The 17,906-nt window shown below is 69.9% G+C and carries 17 protein-coding genes and 1 pseudogene; 3 read left to right on the forward strand and 15 right to left on the reverse strand.

Annotation, left to right across the window (positions count from 1 at the left end):
- Window positions 1-5: 5 nt before the first annotated feature.
- The 6 genes and pseudogenes from yvcK to H7K45_RS20510 all read right to left on the reverse strand — a co-directional run bounded on the left by yvcK (window position 6) and on the right by H7K45_RS20510 (window position 7,573).
- On the reverse strand, window positions 6-1,007 hold the full coding sequence (gene yvcK / locus H7K45_RS20485; RefSeq protein WP_263997799.1) for a uridine diphosphate-N-acetylglucosamine-binding protein YvcK: 1,002 nt from the start codon (window positions 1,005-1,007) through the stop codon (window positions 6-8).
- 150 nt (window positions 1,008-1,157) lie between these two features.
- Window positions 1,158-2,070 (reverse strand): annotated as a pseudogene (gene rapZ / locus H7K45_RS20490) (RNase adapter RapZ).
- Window positions 2,060-4,132, reverse strand: coding sequence for an excinuclease ABC subunit UvrC (gene uvrC, locus H7K45_RS20495; protein WP_263997801.1), 2,073 nt, complete (start codon window positions 4,130-4,132; stop codon window positions 2,060-2,062). The pseudogene rapZ and the gene uvrC overlap by 11 nt, the downstream one beginning before the upstream one ends.
- Before the next feature lie 50 nt (window positions 4,133-4,182).
- On the reverse strand, window positions 4,183-5,499 hold the full coding sequence (gene murD, locus H7K45_RS20500; protein WP_263997802.1) for a UDP-N-acetylmuramoyl-L-alanine--D-glutamate ligase: 1,317 nt from the start codon (window positions 5,497-5,499) through the stop codon (window positions 4,183-4,185).
- Window positions 5,496-6,842 (reverse strand): MurL-like N-terminal domain-containing, encoded by a 1,347-nt coding sequence (locus H7K45_RS20505; RefSeq protein ID WP_263997803.1) that lies wholly within the window; start codon window positions 6,840-6,842, stop codon window positions 5,496-5,498. Before H7K45_RS20505 ends, murD begins: the two co-directional genes overlap by 4 nt.
- Window positions 6,839-7,573: a hypothetical protein gene (locus H7K45_RS20510; RefSeq protein WP_263997804.1), complete on the reverse strand. Its 735-nt coding sequence runs from the start codon at window positions 7,571-7,573 to the stop codon at window positions 6,839-6,841. Before H7K45_RS20510 ends, H7K45_RS20505 begins: the two co-directional genes overlap by 4 nt.
- Before the next feature lie 47 nt (window positions 7,574-7,620).
- Between H7K45_RS20510 and H7K45_RS20515 the strand changes: the two genes are divergently transcribed.
- A complete protein-coding gene (locus H7K45_RS20515) occupies window positions 7,621-8,112 on the forward strand; it encodes a GNAT family N-acetyltransferase (RefSeq protein ID WP_263997805.1) in 492 nt (163 codons plus the stop codon).
- Here H7K45_RS20515 and H7K45_RS20520 read toward each other — a convergent pair.
- The 4 genes from H7K45_RS20520 to H7K45_RS20535 form a co-directional block, all read right to left on the reverse strand.
- A complete protein-coding gene (locus tag H7K45_RS20520; RefSeq protein WP_263997806.1) occupies window positions 8,087-8,560 on the reverse strand; it encodes a PH domain-containing protein in 474 nt (157 codons plus the stop codon). The genes H7K45_RS20515 and H7K45_RS20520 overlap by 26 nt on opposite strands.
- Complete coding sequence (gene ribH, locus H7K45_RS20525) at window positions 8,557-9,039, reverse strand: 6,7-dimethyl-8-ribityllumazine synthase (protein ID WP_263997807.1); 483 nt, start codon at window positions 9,037-9,039, stop codon at window positions 8,557-8,559. The genes H7K45_RS20520 and ribH overlap by 4 nt, the downstream gene beginning before the upstream one ends.
- On the reverse strand, window positions 9,036-10,325 hold the full coding sequence (locus H7K45_RS20530) for a bifunctional 3,4-dihydroxy-2-butanone-4-phosphate synthase/GTP cyclohydrolase II (RefSeq protein ID WP_263997808.1): 1,290 nt from the start codon (window positions 10,323-10,325) through the stop codon (window positions 9,036-9,038). The genes ribH and H7K45_RS20530 overlap by 4 nt, the downstream gene beginning before the upstream one ends.
- Before the next feature lie 169 nt (window positions 10,326-10,494).
- Window positions 10,495-11,103, reverse strand: coding sequence for a riboflavin synthase (locus tag H7K45_RS20535; protein ID WP_263997809.1), 609 nt, complete (start codon window positions 11,101-11,103; stop codon window positions 10,495-10,497).
- 104 nt (window positions 11,104-11,207) lie between these two features.
- Between H7K45_RS20535 and H7K45_RS20540 the strand changes: the two genes are divergently transcribed.
- Together H7K45_RS20540 and H7K45_RS20545 are read left to right on the forward strand one after the other, a co-directional pair.
- Window positions 11,208-11,906: an LppX_LprAFG lipoprotein gene (locus H7K45_RS20540; RefSeq protein WP_263997810.1), complete on the forward strand. Its 699-nt coding sequence runs from the start codon at window positions 11,208-11,210 to the stop codon at window positions 11,904-11,906.
- On the forward strand, window positions 11,906-13,474 hold the full coding sequence (locus H7K45_RS20545) for an MFS transporter (protein ID WP_263997811.1): 1,569 nt from the start codon (window positions 11,906-11,908) through the stop codon (window positions 13,472-13,474). Before H7K45_RS20540 ends, H7K45_RS20545 begins: the two co-directional genes overlap by 1 nt.
- Before the next feature lie 4 nt (window positions 13,475-13,478).
- On the opposite strand, the gene H7K45_RS20550 is transcribed toward H7K45_RS20545, so the two are convergent.
- The 5 genes from H7K45_RS20550 to fmt all read right to left on the reverse strand — a co-directional run bounded on the left by H7K45_RS20550 (window position 13,479) and on the right by fmt (window position 17,905).
- Complete coding sequence (locus tag H7K45_RS20550) at window positions 13,479-13,634, reverse strand: hypothetical protein (RefSeq protein ID WP_263997812.1); 156 nt, start codon at window positions 13,632-13,634, stop codon at window positions 13,479-13,481.
- A 207-nt stretch (window positions 13,635-13,841) separates the two neighbouring features.
- Window positions 13,842-14,852, reverse strand: coding sequence for a bifunctional diaminohydroxyphosphoribosylaminopyrimidine deaminase/5-amino-6-(5-phosphoribosylamino)uracil reductase RibD (ribD, locus tag H7K45_RS20555; RefSeq protein WP_263997813.1), 1,011 nt, complete (start codon window positions 14,850-14,852; stop codon window positions 13,842-13,844).
- A gap of 7 nt (window positions 14,853-14,859) precedes the next feature.
- The gene (rpe, locus tag H7K45_RS20560; RefSeq protein ID WP_263997814.1) at window positions 14,860-15,537 is read right to left on the reverse strand and encodes a ribulose-phosphate 3-epimerase; all 678 of its coding nucleotides are present in this window, start codon (window positions 15,535-15,537) and stop codon (window positions 14,860-14,862) included.
- A gap of 32 nt (window positions 15,538-15,569) precedes the next feature.
- On the reverse strand, window positions 15,570-16,961 hold the full coding sequence (locus tag H7K45_RS20565) for an RsmB/NOP family class I SAM-dependent RNA methyltransferase (protein WP_263998379.1): 1,392 nt from the start codon (window positions 16,959-16,961) through the stop codon (window positions 15,570-15,572).
- Complete coding sequence (gene fmt / locus H7K45_RS20570) at window positions 16,958-17,905, reverse strand: methionyl-tRNA formyltransferase (protein ID WP_263997815.1); 948 nt, start codon at window positions 17,903-17,905, stop codon at window positions 16,958-16,960. Before fmt ends, H7K45_RS20565 begins: the two co-directional genes overlap by 4 nt.
- Between the last annotated feature and the right edge of the window lies 1 nt (window position 17,906).

Raw genomic sequence — 17,906 nt, forward strand, 5'->3', positions numbered from 1 at the left:
GCTCGTCACCTTTCGTCGACCGACTGGGCGGCGGCCGTCGGAGCCGGCGGCGGCGCGGGTGCGCTACCGCGCAGCCTCACCCGCTCCAGCGCCTCGGCCAACTTGGCCGGATCATGTAATGGTGTACCAGGTCTGGACACGTCGGCGAACTCAACCCGCGCCTCGAGGCTGGCTGCGGTCCGTCGAAGTTGCTCGCGTTCGCGCTCGCCGGGAACGCCCGCGGCGTCGACGACGATGTCGTGCACGGTGAAACCTGGTGCGTGCTGCGCCAGTACGTGGATGTGGCGCTCGGCGGAGAACCCCGCCGTCTCGCCGGGCTCGGCCACCAGGTTCAGCACCAGAGCGCGCCGCGCCGTCGTCGCCTGCAGCGCCGCGGCCAGTTGCGGCACCAGCACGTGCGGGATGACGCTGGTGAACCACGACCCCGGTCCGAGCACCACCAGGTCGGCAGCCATGATCGCGTCGACGGCCTGGCGGGTGGCGGGCGGATTGCCAGGATGCAGGCGCACCCGCCGAACCTTGCCCACAGTGGTGGCGAGCGCGACCTGACCCCTGATCACCCGGCTCATCCGCGGGTCGGACTCCAGGCCCGCGACGTCGGCCTCGATCTGCAGCGCGATGGGGCACATCGGCAGCACCCGACCCTTGAGATCGAGGATGCGGCCCAATTCGTCGAGCGCGGCGACCGGGTCGGCGAGCACTTCGTTGAGCCCCGCGAGCAGCAGGTTGCCGATGGGGTGGCCGGCCAGTGCGCCGCTGCCGCCGAAGCGATGCTGCAGGATGGTCGCCCAGAGATGTCCGTGTGGGGTGTCGGATGCCAACGCCGCCAACGCCATTCGCAGGTCACCCGGTGGCACGACGTCGAGCTCGCTGCGCAACCGACCCGACGAGCCGCCGTCGTCGGCCACCGTCACCACGGCCGTCACGTGCGGGGTCAGCCGACGCAGGGCCGACAGCGTCGCGTACAACCCGTGGCCGCCGCCCAAGGCGACTATGCGTGCGCTCATGACTCGACTCCCACGCGCTCCGGTCCTCGCTCGTCCCTCGCTGCGATCCTCACGCGCGCTCGTCGTCGTGCGCTCATGACTCGACTCCCACGCGCTCCGGTCCTCGCTCGTCCCTCGCTGCGATCCTCACGCGCGCTCGTCGTCGTGCGCTCATTCGCGACCCAGATCCCGATGCAGCACCCGCACCGTCAGATCGCCGTCGCCGTCGAGACGCCCGGCGAGGGCTTCGGCGATCGCCACGCTGCGATGCTTACCGCCCGTGCATCCGATCGCGACGGTCATGTAGCGCTTGCCCTCCCTGCGGTATCCGTCGATGACGACGTCCAGAAGCCGATGGTAGGTGTCGATGAAGTCCGCCGCCCCCGGTTGGCCGAGGACGTAATCCCGAACGGCCGGGTGCTGACCGGTGTGTGGGCGCAACTCGTCGACCCAGTGCGGGTTGGGCAGGAAGCGGACGTCCATCACGGTGTCGGCGTCCATCGGCAGACCGTACTTGTAGCCGAAGGACTCCACGGTCACGTTGGTGTGGGCCACCGTCTCGGCGGCGAACGCGCGCTCGATGGTCTCGCGCAGGGCGGGCACCGGCAGAGACGTGGTGTCGATCACCAGGTCGGCTGCGGCCCTGATGGGCGCCAGCAACGCGCGCTCCGCGGAAATGCCTTCGGCCAGAGTCTGATTGCCCTGCAGTGGATGGCTGCGACGGTTCTGCTCGTAGCGGCGCACCAGGATGCTGTCGGAGGCTTCGAGGAACAGCACCCGGGGAGTGATGCCCCGGTCGGCGAGGTCGTGGCGTACCCACTCCAGGTCGCCGGTGAATCCCCGGGAGCGCACGTCCATCACCACGGCCAGCTGGGTGATGCGCGATCCGGCGGCCAAGCCCAGCTCGACCATCCTGGCGATCAGCTCGGGCGGCAGGTTGTCGGCGACGTACCAGCCGAGGTCTTCGAGCACCTTGGCCGCCGTGCCGCGGCCAGCCCCCGACAGCCCGGTGACGAGGACGACGTCGATCCCGGCCGCCGGCAGCTCGTCGCCGTGGCCCTCGCGCAGGTCGGTCATGCGCGATCCGCCTCCAGCTGCTCGCTCGTCGTCATCCCCTGGCCCGTCGTCGACTCGTCCTTGATCGTAGGCACGCCGAGTGCCTCGAGCACTGCGTTCGCGGTGGCCACCCCGATTCCCGGTACCGCGGTGATCTCTTCGACGCTGGCGTCCTTCAACCGGGCCACCGACCCGAAGTGTGTCACCAACGCCTTGCGCCTGTGCTCCCCCAGTCCCCGCACGGAGTCTAGTGCCGACGCCGTCATCCGCTTCGACCGCTTGCTCCGGTGGTAGGTGATCGCGAAGCGGTGCGCTTCGTCGCGCACTCGCTGCAGCAGGTAGAGCCCGTCACTGTTGCGCGGCATGATCACCGGGTCCTCCTGGCCGGGCACCCACACCTCCTCGAGCCGCTTCGCCAGACCGATGACGGCCACGTCGGAGACGCCGAGCTCCTCGAGGACGGCGGCGGCGGCGTTCACCTGCGGGCCGCCACCGTCGACGACGAACAGGTTGGGCGGATACGCGAATCGCCTGGCTTTGCCGTCCTCGACGACGGGCGCCTGCGCGTCGGCGACGTGCCGGGCGAAGCGGCGCCGCGTCACCTCCGCGATCGAGGCGACGTCGTCGGAGCGACCGTCGCCCGCCGCCTCGCGGATGGCGTAGTGCCGGTAGTCGGACTTGCGGGGCAGCCCGTCTTCGAACACCACCAGCGACGCCACCACGTCGGTGCCCTGGACGTGGCTGATGTCCACGCACTCGATGCGCAGCGGGGCCTCGGTGAGCCCGAGGAACTCCTGAATGCTCTGCAGCGCCTCGGATCTGGCGTTGAAGTCGCCGGCCCGCTTGAGCTTGTGCTGGGTCAGCTGGTCCTTGGCGTTGCGGTAGACGGTCTCGGCCAGTGCGCGCTTGTCCCCGCGGGCCGGCACCCGCAATTGCACATTGGACCCGCGCAGCCCACTGAGCCAGGCCGCGAGCTCGTCGGCGTTGTCGGGCAGCACCGGCACCAGGACCTGGCGAGGCACCAGGTTCGTGGCCTCTTCCGCTCCGGCGCTGCCGGTGTCGCTGAGCTCGGCCTGGTCGCCGTAGAACTGGGTCAGGAACTGTTCGACGAGGACCTTCAGGCCCGACTCCGCCGACGCGGCGCCGTCACCCGCCTCCGGCCCTGCAACATTGGTCGCCTCCGGCCCTGCAACATTGGTCGCCTCCGGCTCCGTCGACTTCTCGACGACCCACCCCCGCTGGCCCCGCACCCGCCCGCCACGGACGTGGAACACCTGAACGGCGGCCTCGAGTTCGTCGGCGGCGAAGGCCACCACGTCGGCGTCGGTGCCGTCACCGAAGACGACGGTTTGCTTCTCCAGGGCCCGCTTGAGTGCGCCGAGGTTGTCGCGCAACCGCGCGGCCCGCTCGAAGTCGAGCTGTTCGGCGGCGGCGTTCATCTGCTGTTCCATGTCGCGAGCCAGGCGGTCGGTCTTGCCGGCCAGGAAGTCGCAGAAGTCCAGCACGATCCGCCGGTGCTCCTCGGCACTGACCCGGCCGACACATGGCGCCGAACACTTGTCGATGTATCCCAGCAGACAGGGCCGACCAATCTGGTTGTGCCGCTTGAACACCCCTGCCGAGCAGGTGCGGGCCGGGAACACCCGGGTCAACAGGTCGAGGGTCTCCCTGATGGCCCAGGCGTGCGAGTAGGGACCGAAGTAACGCACGCCCTTACGGCGCGGTCCGCGGTAGACGAACAGCCGCGGATACTCCTCGTTGAGCGTCACCGCCAGCACGGGATAGGACTTGTCGTCGCGGTAGCGGATGTTGAACCGCGGATCGAATTCCTTGATCCAGTTGTATTCCAGCTGCAGCGCCTCGACCTCGGTGCCGACGACGGTCCACTCGACGCTGCCCGCGGTGGTCACCATCTGCCGGGTGCGTGGGGCCAGCCCGGAGAGGTCGGCGAAGTAGGAGTTCAAGCGGCTGCGCAGGCTCTTGGCCTTGCCGACGTAGATGACCCTGCCGTGCGGATCGCGAAACCGGTAGACGCCAGGCTCGACGGGAATCGAGCCCGGGGCCGGCCGGTAGGTCGCTGGATCGGGCACGGGTCCAGATTAGTTCGCCTGCCGACAGCCCGACGCCAGGCTTCGGTCGGTCAGCCAAGGGCGTCGACGAAACCGCAGTACGCGGCCGCCTTCGCCTCGTAGTTGCGGTAGAGGTCATAACTGGCCGCGCCCGGTGACAGCAGCACGACGTCGACGTCGGGCAGGCCCGCGGCCACCCGCACCGCCGCCTCGAGGCCGTCCACCAGATGCGTGCGTGACGGCTGACGGCGCGCGAACTGCACGCCGATGGCGGCGCCGTTGGTGGGCGCCTGAATCAGCGTGACCCGGCGCTCTCCACGGCACAGGTAGTCGTCGAGTTGCGCGTAGTCGAGCTGCCGGTCCATGCCGCCGACGATCAGGGCGACGTGGTCCTCGGGGTCCATCGCGCGCAGCGCCGCGGTGACGCTCTCCCCCGTGGTGGCCAGCGTGTCGTCGATCCAGTGAATCCGTCCGGTGGTTCGGACGGTCTGCAGCCGGTGCGGCAGCCCGGGGTAGGTGCGCACGGCAGAATCGAACTCGTCCTGGGTGACTCCCCTGCCGAGGACCTCGGCGGCGGCGGCGCGGGCCAGCGCCCCGTTGACGAGGTTGTGCTCGTAGGCCATCACCGACCGCCGCGACCCGGGCACCCGCCCCGTTGGCCCGTCGGGATGGACCAGGCGCACCTCCGGTCCGCTGGGGGCCTCACCGAGCCGCTCCAGCGTCGCGACGACCTCCGGAGTGGTCACCAGGGTGCGGGCGCCGCGGCGGAACACGTTGGCCTTGGCCAGGTGGTAGGAATCCCGGTCACCGTGCCAATCCAGATGGTCGGCATACAGATTGGTGATCACGGCCACCGCTGGCGAGGTGGTCAGCAGCACGGCCTGCTGGCTCGAGATCTCGGCGACGACGACCGCGCCGGCCCCGGGCGAGAGGTCCGACAGCGGGGTGCCGATGTTGCCGGCGACCACGGCGTCGACGCCCGCCTGCCCGAGCAGATGACCCAGGAACGACGCCGTCGTGCTCTTGCCCTTGGTGCCGGTGATCCCGACGGTGACGTCACCGTGCCGGGACATGAACCAGTCGGCGGCGCTGGAGATGCGGATGCCGGAGCGCCGCAGGTCTTCGAACACCGGCTGACGCCACGGAACCCCCGGGCTGACGAACACCACGTCACACGCGCCGAGCCGGGCGAGGTGCTCGGGGCCGCGGAACACCTCGAGGCGGGGAATGTCGTCGGGCTCTTCGAACGGCCGGCGGCCCATGTCGTCGACGGCCTCGACACGGGCGGCGCCGGCAGCGGCGGCCGTCCTGGCCATCGACACGCCCTCCTGACCGAAACCCCAGATGCCGACCGTCTTCCCGGCGAGCTCGGAGGGGGCGTCGCTCATGGCTCGACCAGAGCCGCGGCATACCTCGGGGGGACGTAGTCGACGTCGACCGAGCCGGCCCGCTCCGAGGCGTAGGACAGCGACACCTTCTCGAGTTCGTCGCGGCGCGAACGGAATTCCTCGATCAGCGGCACCGAGCGCCAGTCGTCACCGTCGAGCACCGCCATCAGCGACTCCGCGGCCTCGTAGTACTCGCCGACGCACTCGAAGGGCTTGTGCGCGCCGAGGCCGACGATGTCCTCGAAGCCCGGCCGGTTGTCGCCGTCGGAGAACAGGTCGTGGCCGAAGATGGCCTCGACCTCCGCGCGGCCCAGACGTGGCGCCATCAGGGCGTAGACGAACAGGCACTTGGGGCAGTGCCCGCACCACGTCGCCCCGCGGCGACCCGCGTCGATGGCGAACGGCCGGTTGCAGCTGATGAAGTCGCGAAAGTACTGAGGGCTCTTGGCAAAGCGGTCGGCGATCTCGGACTCCGAAAGCGGACGCAGCAGGGAGAAGTAGCGGTCGGGGTTGAAACCGTACTGGCGCAAGGTGTCTCGCAGCAGCGTCTCGTAGGAGATGCTCTTGGACCACTGATGGTTGACGTCGCGGCCCAGCCAGGTGACGTTGCCCACGTTGGAGGACCGCTCGTTGGACAGCACCACCGGGCCCAGACCGGTGGCGTCGGCCACGATGAGCCCGATGACACTGTTGATGGCCGTGACCGGCACGTGCCCGTTGTGGGCACCGCGCGCGTTGGCCTCGATGAGTGCGGGGTCGATGCGCCGCGTGACCCGGACGCTGGGCAACCCGCTGATGTCGATGCACCGGTCGATCGGGTCGAACCGGTTGACGCTAAACAGCGTCGGGTGCAAGCCGGCCCGCTTGAGCGCCTCGATGCTGACGACGGAGTCCTTGCCGCCGCCCACCGGCACCAGCGGCTCGGCGTCGGGGTCCCACGCGTCCGGGCCGGTCGACGCGGGTACGGCGTCCAGGCCCGTCACCTCGGGGGTCAGGGCGTCGGGAAGCGAGTTGCGGTAGGCGAATTCGCCAAGCCCACCGGCGATCAGCTCAGCGAGGTAGTGGCGTTCGAAATCGTGGGTCGGGAACGCGATGTCGATCCGCGGCGGGGCTGCGGCCTTGTAGTAGCTGGGCGAACACGTCAGCGCGAGCAGGCCGAGCAACCGGTCGTCGGGCCTGCGGTCGCCGAGCGCGCCCGACAGGTCGACGACCTCGGTGAAGGAGACGTCATCGCGATCATCGGTGTTGGTGCGCAACGTGTATCGCGCACGGAACACCCCGTCGGCGATGTCGTAGCCGTCGATGCTCAAGGCGTGAAACGACGCCGGGTCGAACTCGGTCATGACCACCTCTCGAACGGCAACGACGCCCCCGCCAGCTCGGCGACCGGATGCGTCTCGAAACGTGGGGACACCCACCACGCCCGGGTGACGTCGGCGGGCACGGTGGCGGCGGCGGTCACCCGCGCCGTCCATCCACACGCCGCGAGCTGGTCGAGCACCGACGTGGGCTCGGGATTCTCCACCCCCACGCAGCCGTCGGGCGTTTCGACGACCAACGCGCCGAGCAGCGGCACGCCGCCCGACACGACGTCGGCCCACCCGAGGCCGCGAAGCCAGCGCTCCCGTTGGTCGACCTCGGCGCGGCTGGTGGTCCGCGCGGCCATTCGTCGCCACCACGGATCCGACGCGCGGTGTGCCGGTGGCACCGAGTCGTCGACGGCGACGACCACGGGCTCCTGGCGCCACGGCTGCACCGCGACGCCCGACACCGCGACCTCGGACCCCTGGTCGGTCTCGACGATCACGACGCTGGCGGCGATCCACGCGGCGGTGGCCGTCGCGGCGAACGCCCCCAGTGCGGCGGAGAGGGCGTCGACGTCGGGCATCGTGACACCGAAGAACTCGGCCGGCTCCTGCAGGTGGGACCAGATCTCGTCGACGTCGGGCCACCTGCGGCCCGCGACGGGAATGGTGATGGCGGGCAACGTCCCGGGACGCGAGGTCAACTGGGCGGCGCGAACGTAATGTGCGTCGGCTTCCAGAGCGGTCGCCGACGTGCGAAAATGGGTCACTATCAGCACATTCTAACGCACCGCCCGAAGGAGCCATGCGACGCTGCATGAGTGCACCGACCGTCACACGGCTCGTCGAAGCGGACTGGCGCGCGTTCGCCGCGCTACGCCTACGCGCCCTTGACGACACCCTCGGGACCGAGGACCGGCAATACCGTGAGGAGCTGGCGTTCACCGCGTCGCAATGGCGGCGCCGGCTGCGCGCCCACACGCAGTTCGCGCTGCTCGACGGCGAGGACCTGGTCGGACTGATCGGGGCGCAGCGGCAGACCGTCGAGACGGTGTACCTGTACTCGTTGTGGCTCGAACCGCAGGTTCGGGGCCGCGGGCTCGGACACGATTTGGTGAGCGCCGCGGTCGACTGGGCCTGCACCCAGGGGGCGCGCGTGGTGACGTTGCGCGTGGAGAGCGGGAACGCCGCCGCCCGCGGGATCTACCGGCGGCTGGGCTTCGACGTCGTCGCGGGTGAGCCCGCGACCGACGACGCGGCCCACGAGAGCGCGCCCCGGGAGATCACGATGTCGCGGAGCCTGGGTTGACCTCGGGCTGCCGATAGCGGACCACCAGCGCGCGGACGGCGTCCATCGCGTCAACGGCGCGTTCCTTGTCCACCGACTGGATCGCCATCAGCGGCACGTACTCGTCGTCCGGCAGGTCGACGCGTGCCCACCGCGCACCCTTGGGGAAGGACACGTCGACCACCTCCGACCATGGGATGAGTCGATAGCCCAACAGATTTCGGACGGCCAGGCCGTCGGGTCCGACGCGCAACCGGGGGCGGGCGAACATCAGGACGAGGCCGCCGATGATGACGCCGAGAACACCGATCGCGACCTGGTCGGCGGTGCGGAAGATGACCCCCGAGGAGCCGACCTTCAGCAGGAAGCCCACCGCGATGTGCGCGGCGGCGATCAGGAACGCCGCACCGTAGGCGAAGTAGGGCGTCAGGTACGGCTTGACCTCGAGGTCGGCGGCGGGCTGGGTCACGACGTCGCGCGGAGGTCCCGCAGTACGAGGGCCGTCGACAGCGCCGCGGCAGCCGCCTGCGCACCCTTGTCCTCCGCAGACCCCGGCAACCCGGCGCGGTCCAGGGCCTGCTGCTCGTCGTTGGTGGTGAGGACGCCGTTGGCGACGGGCGTGCCCTCGTCGAGGGACACCCGCGTCAGACCGGCGGTCACGGCGTCGCACACGTAGTCGAAATGCGGTGTCTGACCGCGGATCACGACGCCCAGCGCCACCACGGCGTCGTGCGTCTTCGCCAATTGCTGTGCCACCACGGGTATCTCGATGGCGCCGAGCACGCGCACCACGTCGGGATCGGACACCCCCGACGCCGCCGCGGTCCGCCGCGCACCGTCGAGCAGGGCGTCGCAGATCGTGGTGTGCCAGGTGCTCGCGACGATCGCCAGCTTGAGGCCGGCTCCGTCGACCGCCGGCATGTCGGGAACGCCCGCGGCGCCGCTCACTGGCCGGATCCCGCGTCGGTCGCCGGGAGCTCGTAGGGGGACTCGTCGTAGTCCTCCAGGCCAATCAGATCGTGGCCCATCCGGTCCCGCTTGGTCATCAGGTACCTGATGTTCTCGGCATTGGCGCGCACCGGCAGCGGAACGCGCTCGATGACGTGCAGCCCGTACCCGTCCAGCCCGACCCTCTTGGCGGGGTTGTTCGTCAACAACCGCATCGAGCGGACGCCGAGGTCGACCAGGATCTGCGCGCCGATCCCGTAGTCCCTTGCGTCGGCGGGCAGCCCGAGCTTGAGGTTGGCGTCGACGGTGTCCTCGCCGGCGTCTTGCAACTGGTAGGCCTGCAGCTTGTGCAGCAGGCCGATGCCCCGACCCTCGTGCCCGCGCATGTAGAGCACCACGCCACGGCCCTCCCTGGCGACCATCGCCATCGCCGCGTCGAGCTGCGGACCGCAGTCGCAGCGCCGTGACCCGAAGACGTCACCGGTCAGACATTCGGAGTGCACTCGCACCAGCACGTCGTGGCCGTCCCCGTCGGATCCGCCACCGGTGATGTCGCCGCGGACCAGTGCGACGTGCTCGACGTCGTCGTAGATGCTGGTGTAGCCCACCGCACGGAACTCGCCGTGACGGGTCGGGATGCGCGCTTCGGCGATGCGCTCGATGTGCTTTTCGTGCTTGCGCCGCCACTCGATGAGGTCGGCGATCGAGATGAGCGCCAGATCGTGGTCGTCGGCGAAGACCCGCAGCTCCTCGGTCTGGGCCATCTCGCCCTCGTCCTTCTGGCTGACGATCTCGCAGATCGTGCCCGCGGGCTGCAGACCGGCGAGCATCGCCAGGTCCACCGCGGCCTCGGTGTGACCGGGCCTGCGCAGCACGCCGCCCTCCTTGGCGCGCAACGGCACCACGTGGCCGGGCCGGGTGAAGTCTCCCGCCGCCGCGGTCGGATCGGCCAGCAGCCGCATCGTCGTCGCCCGGTCCGACGCCGAGATACCCGTGCCCACGCCGGCCTTCGCGTCGACGGTCACGGTGTAGGCGGTGCCGTGCTTGTCCTGGTTGACCGCGTACATGGGCAGCAGGCCCAGTCGGTCGCACACCTCGCCGGACAGCGGTACGCACAGATAACCGGAGGTGTACCTGACCATGAACGCGACCAGTTCGGGCGTCGCCTTCTCGGCGGCGAAGATCAGGTCGCCCTCGTTCTCGCGATCCTCGTCATCGATGACGACGACGGCCTTGCCCGCGGCGATGTCGGCTATCGCCCGTTCGACGGAATCAAGCCTCGTCATCCTTGCCACCCTTGCCGTTCCACCATCGGAACCATCGTGCGATGCGCCCTGCTACGTCGCCCCTCAGTATGAACCAACCGAGGGCAACGCTTATTGCCCGCTCCCATGCAGCGGTTGACGAGCAGCGCCGACGTTTCGCTCAGCGGCGGCGAAAGTCGCGGCGGGTGGGTCAACTCTCGGTGGCGTCCCGGTGGGCCAGCAGCCTCTCGACGTACTTGGCGATGACGTCGACCTCCAGGTTGACCGCGGTGCCCACCGCGGCGCGACCCAGCGTGGTCAGTTCCAGAGTGGTGGGGATCAGCGACACCTCGAACCAGTCGGAGCCGATCGCCGAGACCGTCAGCGAGATTCCGTCGACGGTTATCGACCCCTTCTCGACGACGTACCGCGACACGGTGTCCGGCAGTGAGATGCGCACCACTTCCCAGTGTTCCGACGGGGTCCGGCTGAGCACCCGGCCGGTGCCGTCGACGTGTCCCTGCACGATGTGGCCGCCGAGTCGGCTGTTCACGGCGGCGGCGCGCTCCAGGTTGACCTGGCTGCCCACCCCCACGCCCTCCAGGCTGGAGCGATTCAACGTCTCGGCCATCACGTCGGCGGTGAACGCGCCGTCGGGCAACAGGTCGACGACGGTCAGGCACACGCCGTTGACCGCAATCGAGTCGCCGTGGCCGGCGTCGGTGGTGACGAGCGGGCCGCGGATGACGAATCGGGCCGCATCGGCGAGATCTTCCTTGCCGACGACCTCACCCAACTCTTCGACGATGCCGGTGAACATGACGTCGAGGCTAGTCGCCCACGGGCCCACGGCCGCTTCGCGACTGCGCCTACGGCAGTACCTGGGGCAACGGTCCGTCCAGGTCCACCCACTACGATGCACTCATGCAGACGCGCCCCCGCATTGCCGTCCTCGTGTCCATGTTCGCCGCCATCCTGCTCGTCGCGGGTTGCGGCTCGTCGGAAAAGAAGAACGACGCACCACTGCCCGACGCGGCGGCACTGCTCAAGGAATCGACCCAGACCACCAGCGCGCAGACGAGCGTGCACCTCGATTTGACCGTCACCGGGAAGATCAAGGAACTGCCCATCGAAACGCTGACTGGCGACCTGACCAACGTTCCCGTGGTCGCGGCCCAGGGCAAGGCCAGCATCATCGCCTTCGGTCAGACCTTCAAGGACGTCGACTTCGTGGTCGCCGACGGGGACCTGTACGGCGCACTCACGCCGGGCAGCTTCACCAACTTCGGCCCCGCCGCCGAGATCTACGACGTGTCGAAGATCCTCAACCCCAAGGTCGGCCTGGCCAACGTCCTGGCCAACTTCGCCGACCCGAAGGCCGAGGGCCGCGAGACGATCAACAACGTCAACACCGTGAAGGTCACCGGCAAGGTCAACGCCGCGGCCGTCAACGGCCTGGCCAACCTCGGTGCCACCGGCGACGTTCCGGCCACCGCGTGGATCACCGAGGACGGCGACCACGCCCTCGTGCAGGCCAAGCTCGACCCCAGCCAGGGCAACAGCGTGCAGATGACGCTGAGCGACTGGGGCAAGACCGTCACCGTCACCAAGCCCGCCGCCTGATGGCTCGCGTGACGTCCGCGGCGCTGGGCACCGGCGGACCGAGGACGACCAACCGGCGGGTCGCCATCAGCGCTGGCGGACTCGCCGTTCTGCTCGGCGCTCTCGACACCTACGTCGTGATCACCGTGATCAACGACATCATGCGCGACGTCGGGATCTCGCTGAACCAGATTCAGCGCGTCACCCCGATCATCACCATGTACCTGCTCGGCTACATCGCGGCGATGCCGTTGCTTGGCCGCGCTTCGGACCGCTTCGGCCGCAAGCTGGTACTGCAGGTCAGCCTGGCCGGCTTCGCCGTCGGCTCCGTGGTGACCGCGCTCTCCGACGACCTCTTCACCATCGTCATCGGCCGGTTCATCCAGGGCACGGCGAGCGGTGCGCTGCTGCCGGTCACGCTGGCACTTGCCGCGGACCTGTGGGCCGCCAAGAGCCGGGCGTCGGTGCTCGGCGGCATCGGCGCCGCCCAGGAGCTCGGCGCCGTCCTGGGACCGCTCTACGGCGTCGCCGTGGTGTGGGCGCTGTCCACGTGGCGTGACGTCTTCTGGATCAACGTGCCGCTCGCGCTCGTCGCCATGGTGATGATCCACTTCAGCCTGCCGTCGAGGGACCCCGACGAGCCGCGGGAGAAGGTCGACGTCGTCGGCGGTCTGCTGCTGGCAGTCGCCTTGGGTCTGATGGTCTTCGGCATGTACAACCCGTCACCGGACGGCAAGCAGGTCTTCCCCAGTTGGGGACTGCCCGTGCTCGGCGTGGCGGTGCTGGCCGCGATCGCCTTCTTCGTATGGGAGAAGTTCGCCAAGACCCGGCTCATCGAGCCGACCGGGGTGAAGTTCCGGCCGTTCCTCGCCGCCCTCGGGGCGTCGCTGTGCACCGGTGCGGCCCTGATGGTGACGCTGGTCAACGTGGAGCTGTTCGGGCAGGGCGTGTTGGGCAAGGAGCAGAACGAGACCGTCCTGCTGCTGCTGTGGTTCCTGGGCGCGTTGCCCGTCGGCGCCGTCCTCGGTGGTCTGATCGCCACCCGGATCGGCGACCGCATCGTCGCCTTCGTCGGACTGCTGATCGCGGCGTTCGGCTACTGGCTGGTGTCGCACTGGGACGTGAACGTGCTCTCCGCGCACCATGACCTGGTGCTGTTCACCCTGCCCACGTTCGACACCGACCTGGTGCTCGCCGGTCTGGGCCTCGGCCTCGTGATCGGACCGCTGACCTCGGCAACGCTGCGCACCGTGCCGGGCTCTCAGCACGGCATCGCGTCCGCCGCGGTGGTGGTGTCCCGGATGATCGGCATGCTGATCGGTCTGGCGTCGCTCAGCGCGTGGGGCCTCTACAAGTTCAACCAGTACCTCGCCGAGATGCCGAAGCCCAAGGGCAACAACCTGTTGGAGATCGGCGCGCAACTCGCCGCCAACGTGCGGACCGCCTACACGATGCAGTACGGCCAGATCTTCTTCATCACGATGGTGGTGTGCGCGATCGGTGCGGTCCTGGGCTTGCTGATCGCCGGAAAGCACGACCATGCCGAGGAATTGGACGACACCACCGATGCGGTGGCCGCCCAGAACTAGCTGGTCAGCAGCGTTCGACGCCCGGGGTGATCAGCTTGATGTCGGTTCGGGCTTCGGATTCCGAAACGTTCAGCACCGCCCGCAACGGGCGGAAGACCATGTCGACGATGGCGTTCTGATCGGCGGGGCGAAAGCTGAGCCAGTCCTGCAGTGCAGTCATTGCTCTTCGTCCTTCGTTGTGTGGTGCCCGAGTCAACGGGCAGCCTGGGCCAGGTGGCCACGACCTTGGTTCCGATTTTACGGGGACCTACGACACCAATCGGGTCCACGTGGGGCGGTTGAGGTCTCAAAGGGGTAACGAGTCCCCCAACAGCGCACATTCCGTGGGTGACGCGACTCACATTGGCGGCCAAGGCAATTCCACGTCTCAGTTTGACGTGGCTGGCACCAGGCTCATGCGGATGTCGGGGCCGATGCGCTGCACGCCGTCGTACCGCCACCGCTGCGCGGCGACCATGCTGGCCACCCCGACGTCGTCGACGGCCGTGATCGGGCCGCCCAGCAGGATCGGGGCGACGTAGGCCAGGATGCGGTCCACCACGCCCGCCCGCAGGAATGCTCCCGCCAGGGTGGGGCCGCCTTCGAGGAGCACGGCGGTGCGGTCCGAGAGGGCCCGAATCACCTCGTGGGGATCTCGGGTTCGGATCACCATCGTTCGCGAGTCGTCGTTGAGCACCTTGGCCTCGGGTGAGACGTCACGCTCGCCCACCACCACGCGCAACGGCTGACGCTCGGCCAGTGACCCGTCGGGCAGTCGAGCGGTCAACGTTGGATCGTCTGCGAACACGGTGCCGGTGCCGACGACGATGGCATCGGCGACCGCACGCAGACGGTGCACGTCGGCGCGGGCGGCCTCGCTGGTGATCCACTGACTGGTGCCGTCGGCCGCGGCGCTGCGTCCGTCGACGCTGGAGGCGAACTTCCACGTGACGTGTGGCCGGCCGGTGCGCTGGCGATGCAGCCATTCCCGCAGGGCGCCCCCGGCGACGTCCTCGGCGAGCACCCCGACCTGGACGGCGATGCCGGCGTTGGCGAGTCGCTTGGCTCCCCCGGCGGCGACGGGATTCGGGTCGGCGACGGCGTAGACCACCGTGGACACCCCCGCCGCGATGAGCGCGTCGACGCAGGGCGGCGTGCGGCCGTGGTGGTTGCAGGGCTCCAGGGTGACCACCGCCGTGCCGCCGGCAGCCCGTTCACCGGCCCGCCGCAGCGCGACGACCTCGGCGTGGGGCCCGCCCGCGGGTTGGGTAGCGCCGACCCCGGCGATGTTTCCTTCGCGATCCAGGATCACCGCCCCGACGGGCGGGTTGGGAAGGGTCGTGCCCTTGACGCCGTCGGCCTGGGCGATGGCCGACCGCATGGCGTCGTCGACGTTCATCGCCCGGTCAGGTCCGCAGGTGTGCCGACGCCGCAGCGGCCTGCCTGCGGAGGTTCTGCACCGCCAACCCGGGATCGGCGGCGCCGAAGACGGCCGAGCCGGCGACGAAGCAGTCCACTCCCGCCTCGGCGGCGGCCTCGATGGTGTCGTCGTTGATGCCGCCGTCGATCTCCACGACCACGGTGAGTTCACCCGCGTCGACCAGTCGCCGCACGGCGGTGACCTTGGAGAGCACGTCCGGCATGAACTTCTGGCCGCCGAAGCCCGGTTCGACCGACATCACCAGCAGCGTGTCGAACTGACGGAGGATCTCGAGGTACGGCTCGATGGGGGTGCCCGGCTTGACGCTCAGCCCCGCCTTGGCGCCGGCCGCGCGGATGTCACGGGCCACGGCCACCGGGTCGTCGGTCGCCTCGGCGTGGAACGTCACGTTGTAGGCGCCGGCCTCGGCGTACGGCGGGGCCCACCGGGCCGGGTCCTCGATCATCAGGTGACAGTCCATCGGGATGTCGGTCGCCTTCAACAGGCTCTCCACGACCGGGAGGCCGAGCGTCAGGTTCGGTACGAAGTGGTTGTCCATCACGTCGACGTGGAGCCAGTCGGCTCCGACGACGGCGGCGGTCTCGTCGGCCAGGCGCGCGAAGTCGGCGGCCAGGATCGACGGCGCGATCAAGGGTTCGGGCATGGCGGTCAGCTTAGATTCCGGCCCGCCGGCGCTCAGCGCTGCACCCGCAGCGCCGCCGCGAACATGGCGTCCGTGCCGTGGCGGTGCGGCCACAGCTGCACGTACGGCCCGGCACCAAGGTCGGGTACGGGCGTCGGCCCCGCGTCGAAGAGCGGGCGGGCGTCGACGGCGGTGACGGGCTGACGCCGCAGCGCGTCGGCCACCACGCCGACGGTCTCCGCCAGATGCGGTGAGCAGGTGGCATACAGCACGACGCCGCCGTCGCGGGTCAGCGCGATCGCCGCGGCCAGCAGTTGCTTCTGCAGCTTGGCCAGGCCCGGCACGTCGCCGGGTTGGCGGCGCCACCGCGCCTCGGGCCTACGCCGCAGTGCGCCGAGCCCGGTGCACGGCGCGTCGACGAGCACCCGGTCGAACGACGCGGCAGGCAGTCCCGTCTCGCGACCGTCGACCCTCAGCACGTCGGCGTCCAGCCCCCTCAGGGTCTGCTCGACGAGATCCGCGCGGTGCGGCGTGGGTTCCACGGCCGTCACGTGGGCACCCCGCTGCGCGGCGACGGCGGCCAGGATGGCGGCCTTGCCGCCAGGCCCGGCGCAGAGGTCCAGCCAGCGGTCGTCGCTGCCGTCGACCGGGGCGAGCGTCAACGCCCGCGCCACCAGTTGGCTGCCCTCGTCCTGGACCTGCGCCGCGCCGTCACGCAGCGCGTCGAGCCGTCCCGGGTCGCCGCCGGAGAGGTACACCGCGTACGGCGAGTACCGGCCCACCTCACCGTCGACCGTTCGGGCCAGCTCCTCGGCGGTCAGCACGCCGGGCCGAGCGGCCAGGTGCACCAGCGGCCGGCCGTCGTCACTGGCGAGCAGCGCCCCCAGCTCGCCGGCGTCTGCGCCGAGGGCGTCGGCGAAGCACTGCGCAATCCACCGGGGGTGGGCGTGAGTGAAGGCGATGTTGCCGACCGGATCGGTCGCCGCGGGCGGAGCCAGTTCGGCGACCCAGGACGATTCGTCGCGGGATGCGATGGTCCGCAGGGTTCCGTTGACGAAACCCGCTCGCGCACCGTCGAATTCGAGAGCAGCCTGCTCGACGGTGGTGTCCACCGCGGCGTGGGCGTCGACGCGGGTGCGCAGCAGCTGATAGGAGCCGAGCCGCAACAGGTCCAGCAGCACGGGGTCGATGCGGTCCACCGTGCGGTTGGTCGCGTGCACGATGATCGCGTCGAGCAACCCGAGCGCGCGGCACGCGCCGTAGGCCAGTTCGGTGGCGAACGCCGCGTCACGGCCGGTGATCTGCCGTTCGCGCAGCAGGGTGGGCAACACCAGGTTGGCGTACGCGTCGCGCTCGGAGACGGCCCGCAGCACGTCGAAGGCGGCCCGCCGGGGCGGATCGAGCGGTTTGCGCGGCGGCCTTCGCCTGCCCTGTGGCCGGGTCACCGGGCGCACGCGTTCTCGTCGAGCCGGGCACCCCGCGCCCAGTCCGCCGCCTTCATCGCCTTCTTGCCCGGTGGCTGGATGTCACCGAGTAGCACCGGGGTCGACGACGTGCCCACGTGAACGCCGCGCCGGTCGACGCGAATCATGCCCGGCGCCAGTGCTTCTCGATCCTGAGCGTCCTGATCATCGGCCTCGGGTCGCACGGGACCCACCTTGATTCGGAGGTCGCCGATCATCGTCCACGCACCGGGGTTGGGGGTCACCGCGCGAATCCTACGGTCGACCACCTGGGCGGGTAGATCCCACCGCACGCGCGCCTCCTCCACGGTGATCTTCGGCGCGACGGTGATCCCGTCGGAGGGCTGCGGGATCGCGGCGAGGGTGCCGTCGGCGATGCCGTCCATCGTCCGCTCCAGCAGCATCGCCCCGGAGACCGACAGTCGGTCGAGGAGGTCGCCTGCCGTGTCGGTCGGCCGCACGGTCTCGGTCACCACACCGAACACCGGCCCCGAATCCAGGCTGGGTTCGATGCGGAACGTGGTGGCACCGGTGACCTCGTCACCCGCGGCGATGGCGGCTTGAACGGGTGCGGCGCCCCGCCACGCCGGCAGCAGGGAGAAGTGCAGGTTGACCCAGCCGTGCGGCGGGACGGCCAGCAGCCCGTCGCGCAGCAGCGCGCCGTAGGCCACCACCGCGCAGCAGTCGGGGGCGAGGTCGCGTAACTCGGCGACGAAGTCGGGCCCGTTGGGTTTCTCGGGACGTAGCACCGGAATGCCCGCGTCCAAGGCGAATTGGGCCACCGGTGACGGTGCCGGGCGCCCCCTGCGACCGGACGCGGCGTCCGGGCGCGTCAGCACGGCGGCCACGTCGTGGTGTGGTGAGTCGACGAGTCGACGCAATGAGGGAAGGGCGGGCTCTGGGGTGCCCGCGAAGATGATTCGCACG

This window comes from Mycobacterium yunnanensis, assembly GCF_025823185.1.
Lineage (GTDB): Bacteria > Actinomycetota > Actinomycetes > Mycobacteriales > Mycobacteriaceae > Mycobacterium > Mycobacterium yunnanensis.

Excerpts from the sequence above, each read along its gene's own strand:
- ribD (WP_263997813.1), bottom strand. The coding sequence starts at position 14,852 with ATGAACGTCGACGACGCCATGCGGTCGGCCATCGCCCAGGCCGACGGC.
- H7K45_RS20540 (WP_263997810.1), top strand. The coding sequence starts at position 11,208 with ATGCAGACGCGCCCCCGCATTGCCGTCCTCGTGTCCATGTTCGCCGCC.
- H7K45_RS20535 (WP_263997809.1), bottom strand. The coding sequence starts at position 11,103 with ATGTTCACCGGCATCGTCGAAGAGTTGGGTGAGGTCGTCGGCAAGGAA.
- H7K45_RS20515 (WP_263997805.1), top strand. The coding sequence starts at position 7,621 with ATGAGTGCACCGACCGTCACACGGCTCGTCGAAGCGGACTGGCGCGCG.
- rpe (WP_263997814.1), bottom strand. The coding sequence starts at position 15,537 with ATGCCCGAACCCTTGATCGCGCCGTCGATCCTGGCCGCCGACTTCGCG.
- H7K45_RS20505 (WP_263997803.1), bottom strand. The coding sequence starts at position 6,842 with ATGACCGAGTTCGACCCGGCGTCGTTTCACGCCTTGAGCATCGACGGC.
- murD (WP_263997802.1), bottom strand. The coding sequence starts at position 5,499 with ATGAGCGACGCCCCCTCCGAGCTCGCCGGGAAGACGGTCGGCATCTGG.
- yvcK (WP_263997799.1), bottom strand. The coding sequence starts at position 1,007 with ATGAGCGCACGCATAGTCGCCTTGGGCGGCGGCCACGGGTTGTACGCG.
- H7K45_RS20545 (WP_263997811.1), top strand. The coding sequence starts at position 11,906 with ATGGCTCGCGTGACGTCCGCGGCGCTGGGCACCGGCGGACCGAGGACG.
- H7K45_RS20550 (WP_263997812.1), bottom strand. The coding sequence starts at position 13,634 with ATGACTGCACTGCAGGACTGGCTCAGCTTTCGCCCCGCCGATCAGAAC.
- H7K45_RS20530 (WP_263997808.1), bottom strand. The coding sequence starts at position 10,325 with ATGACGAGGCTTGATTCCGTCGAACGGGCGATAGCCGACATCGCCGCG.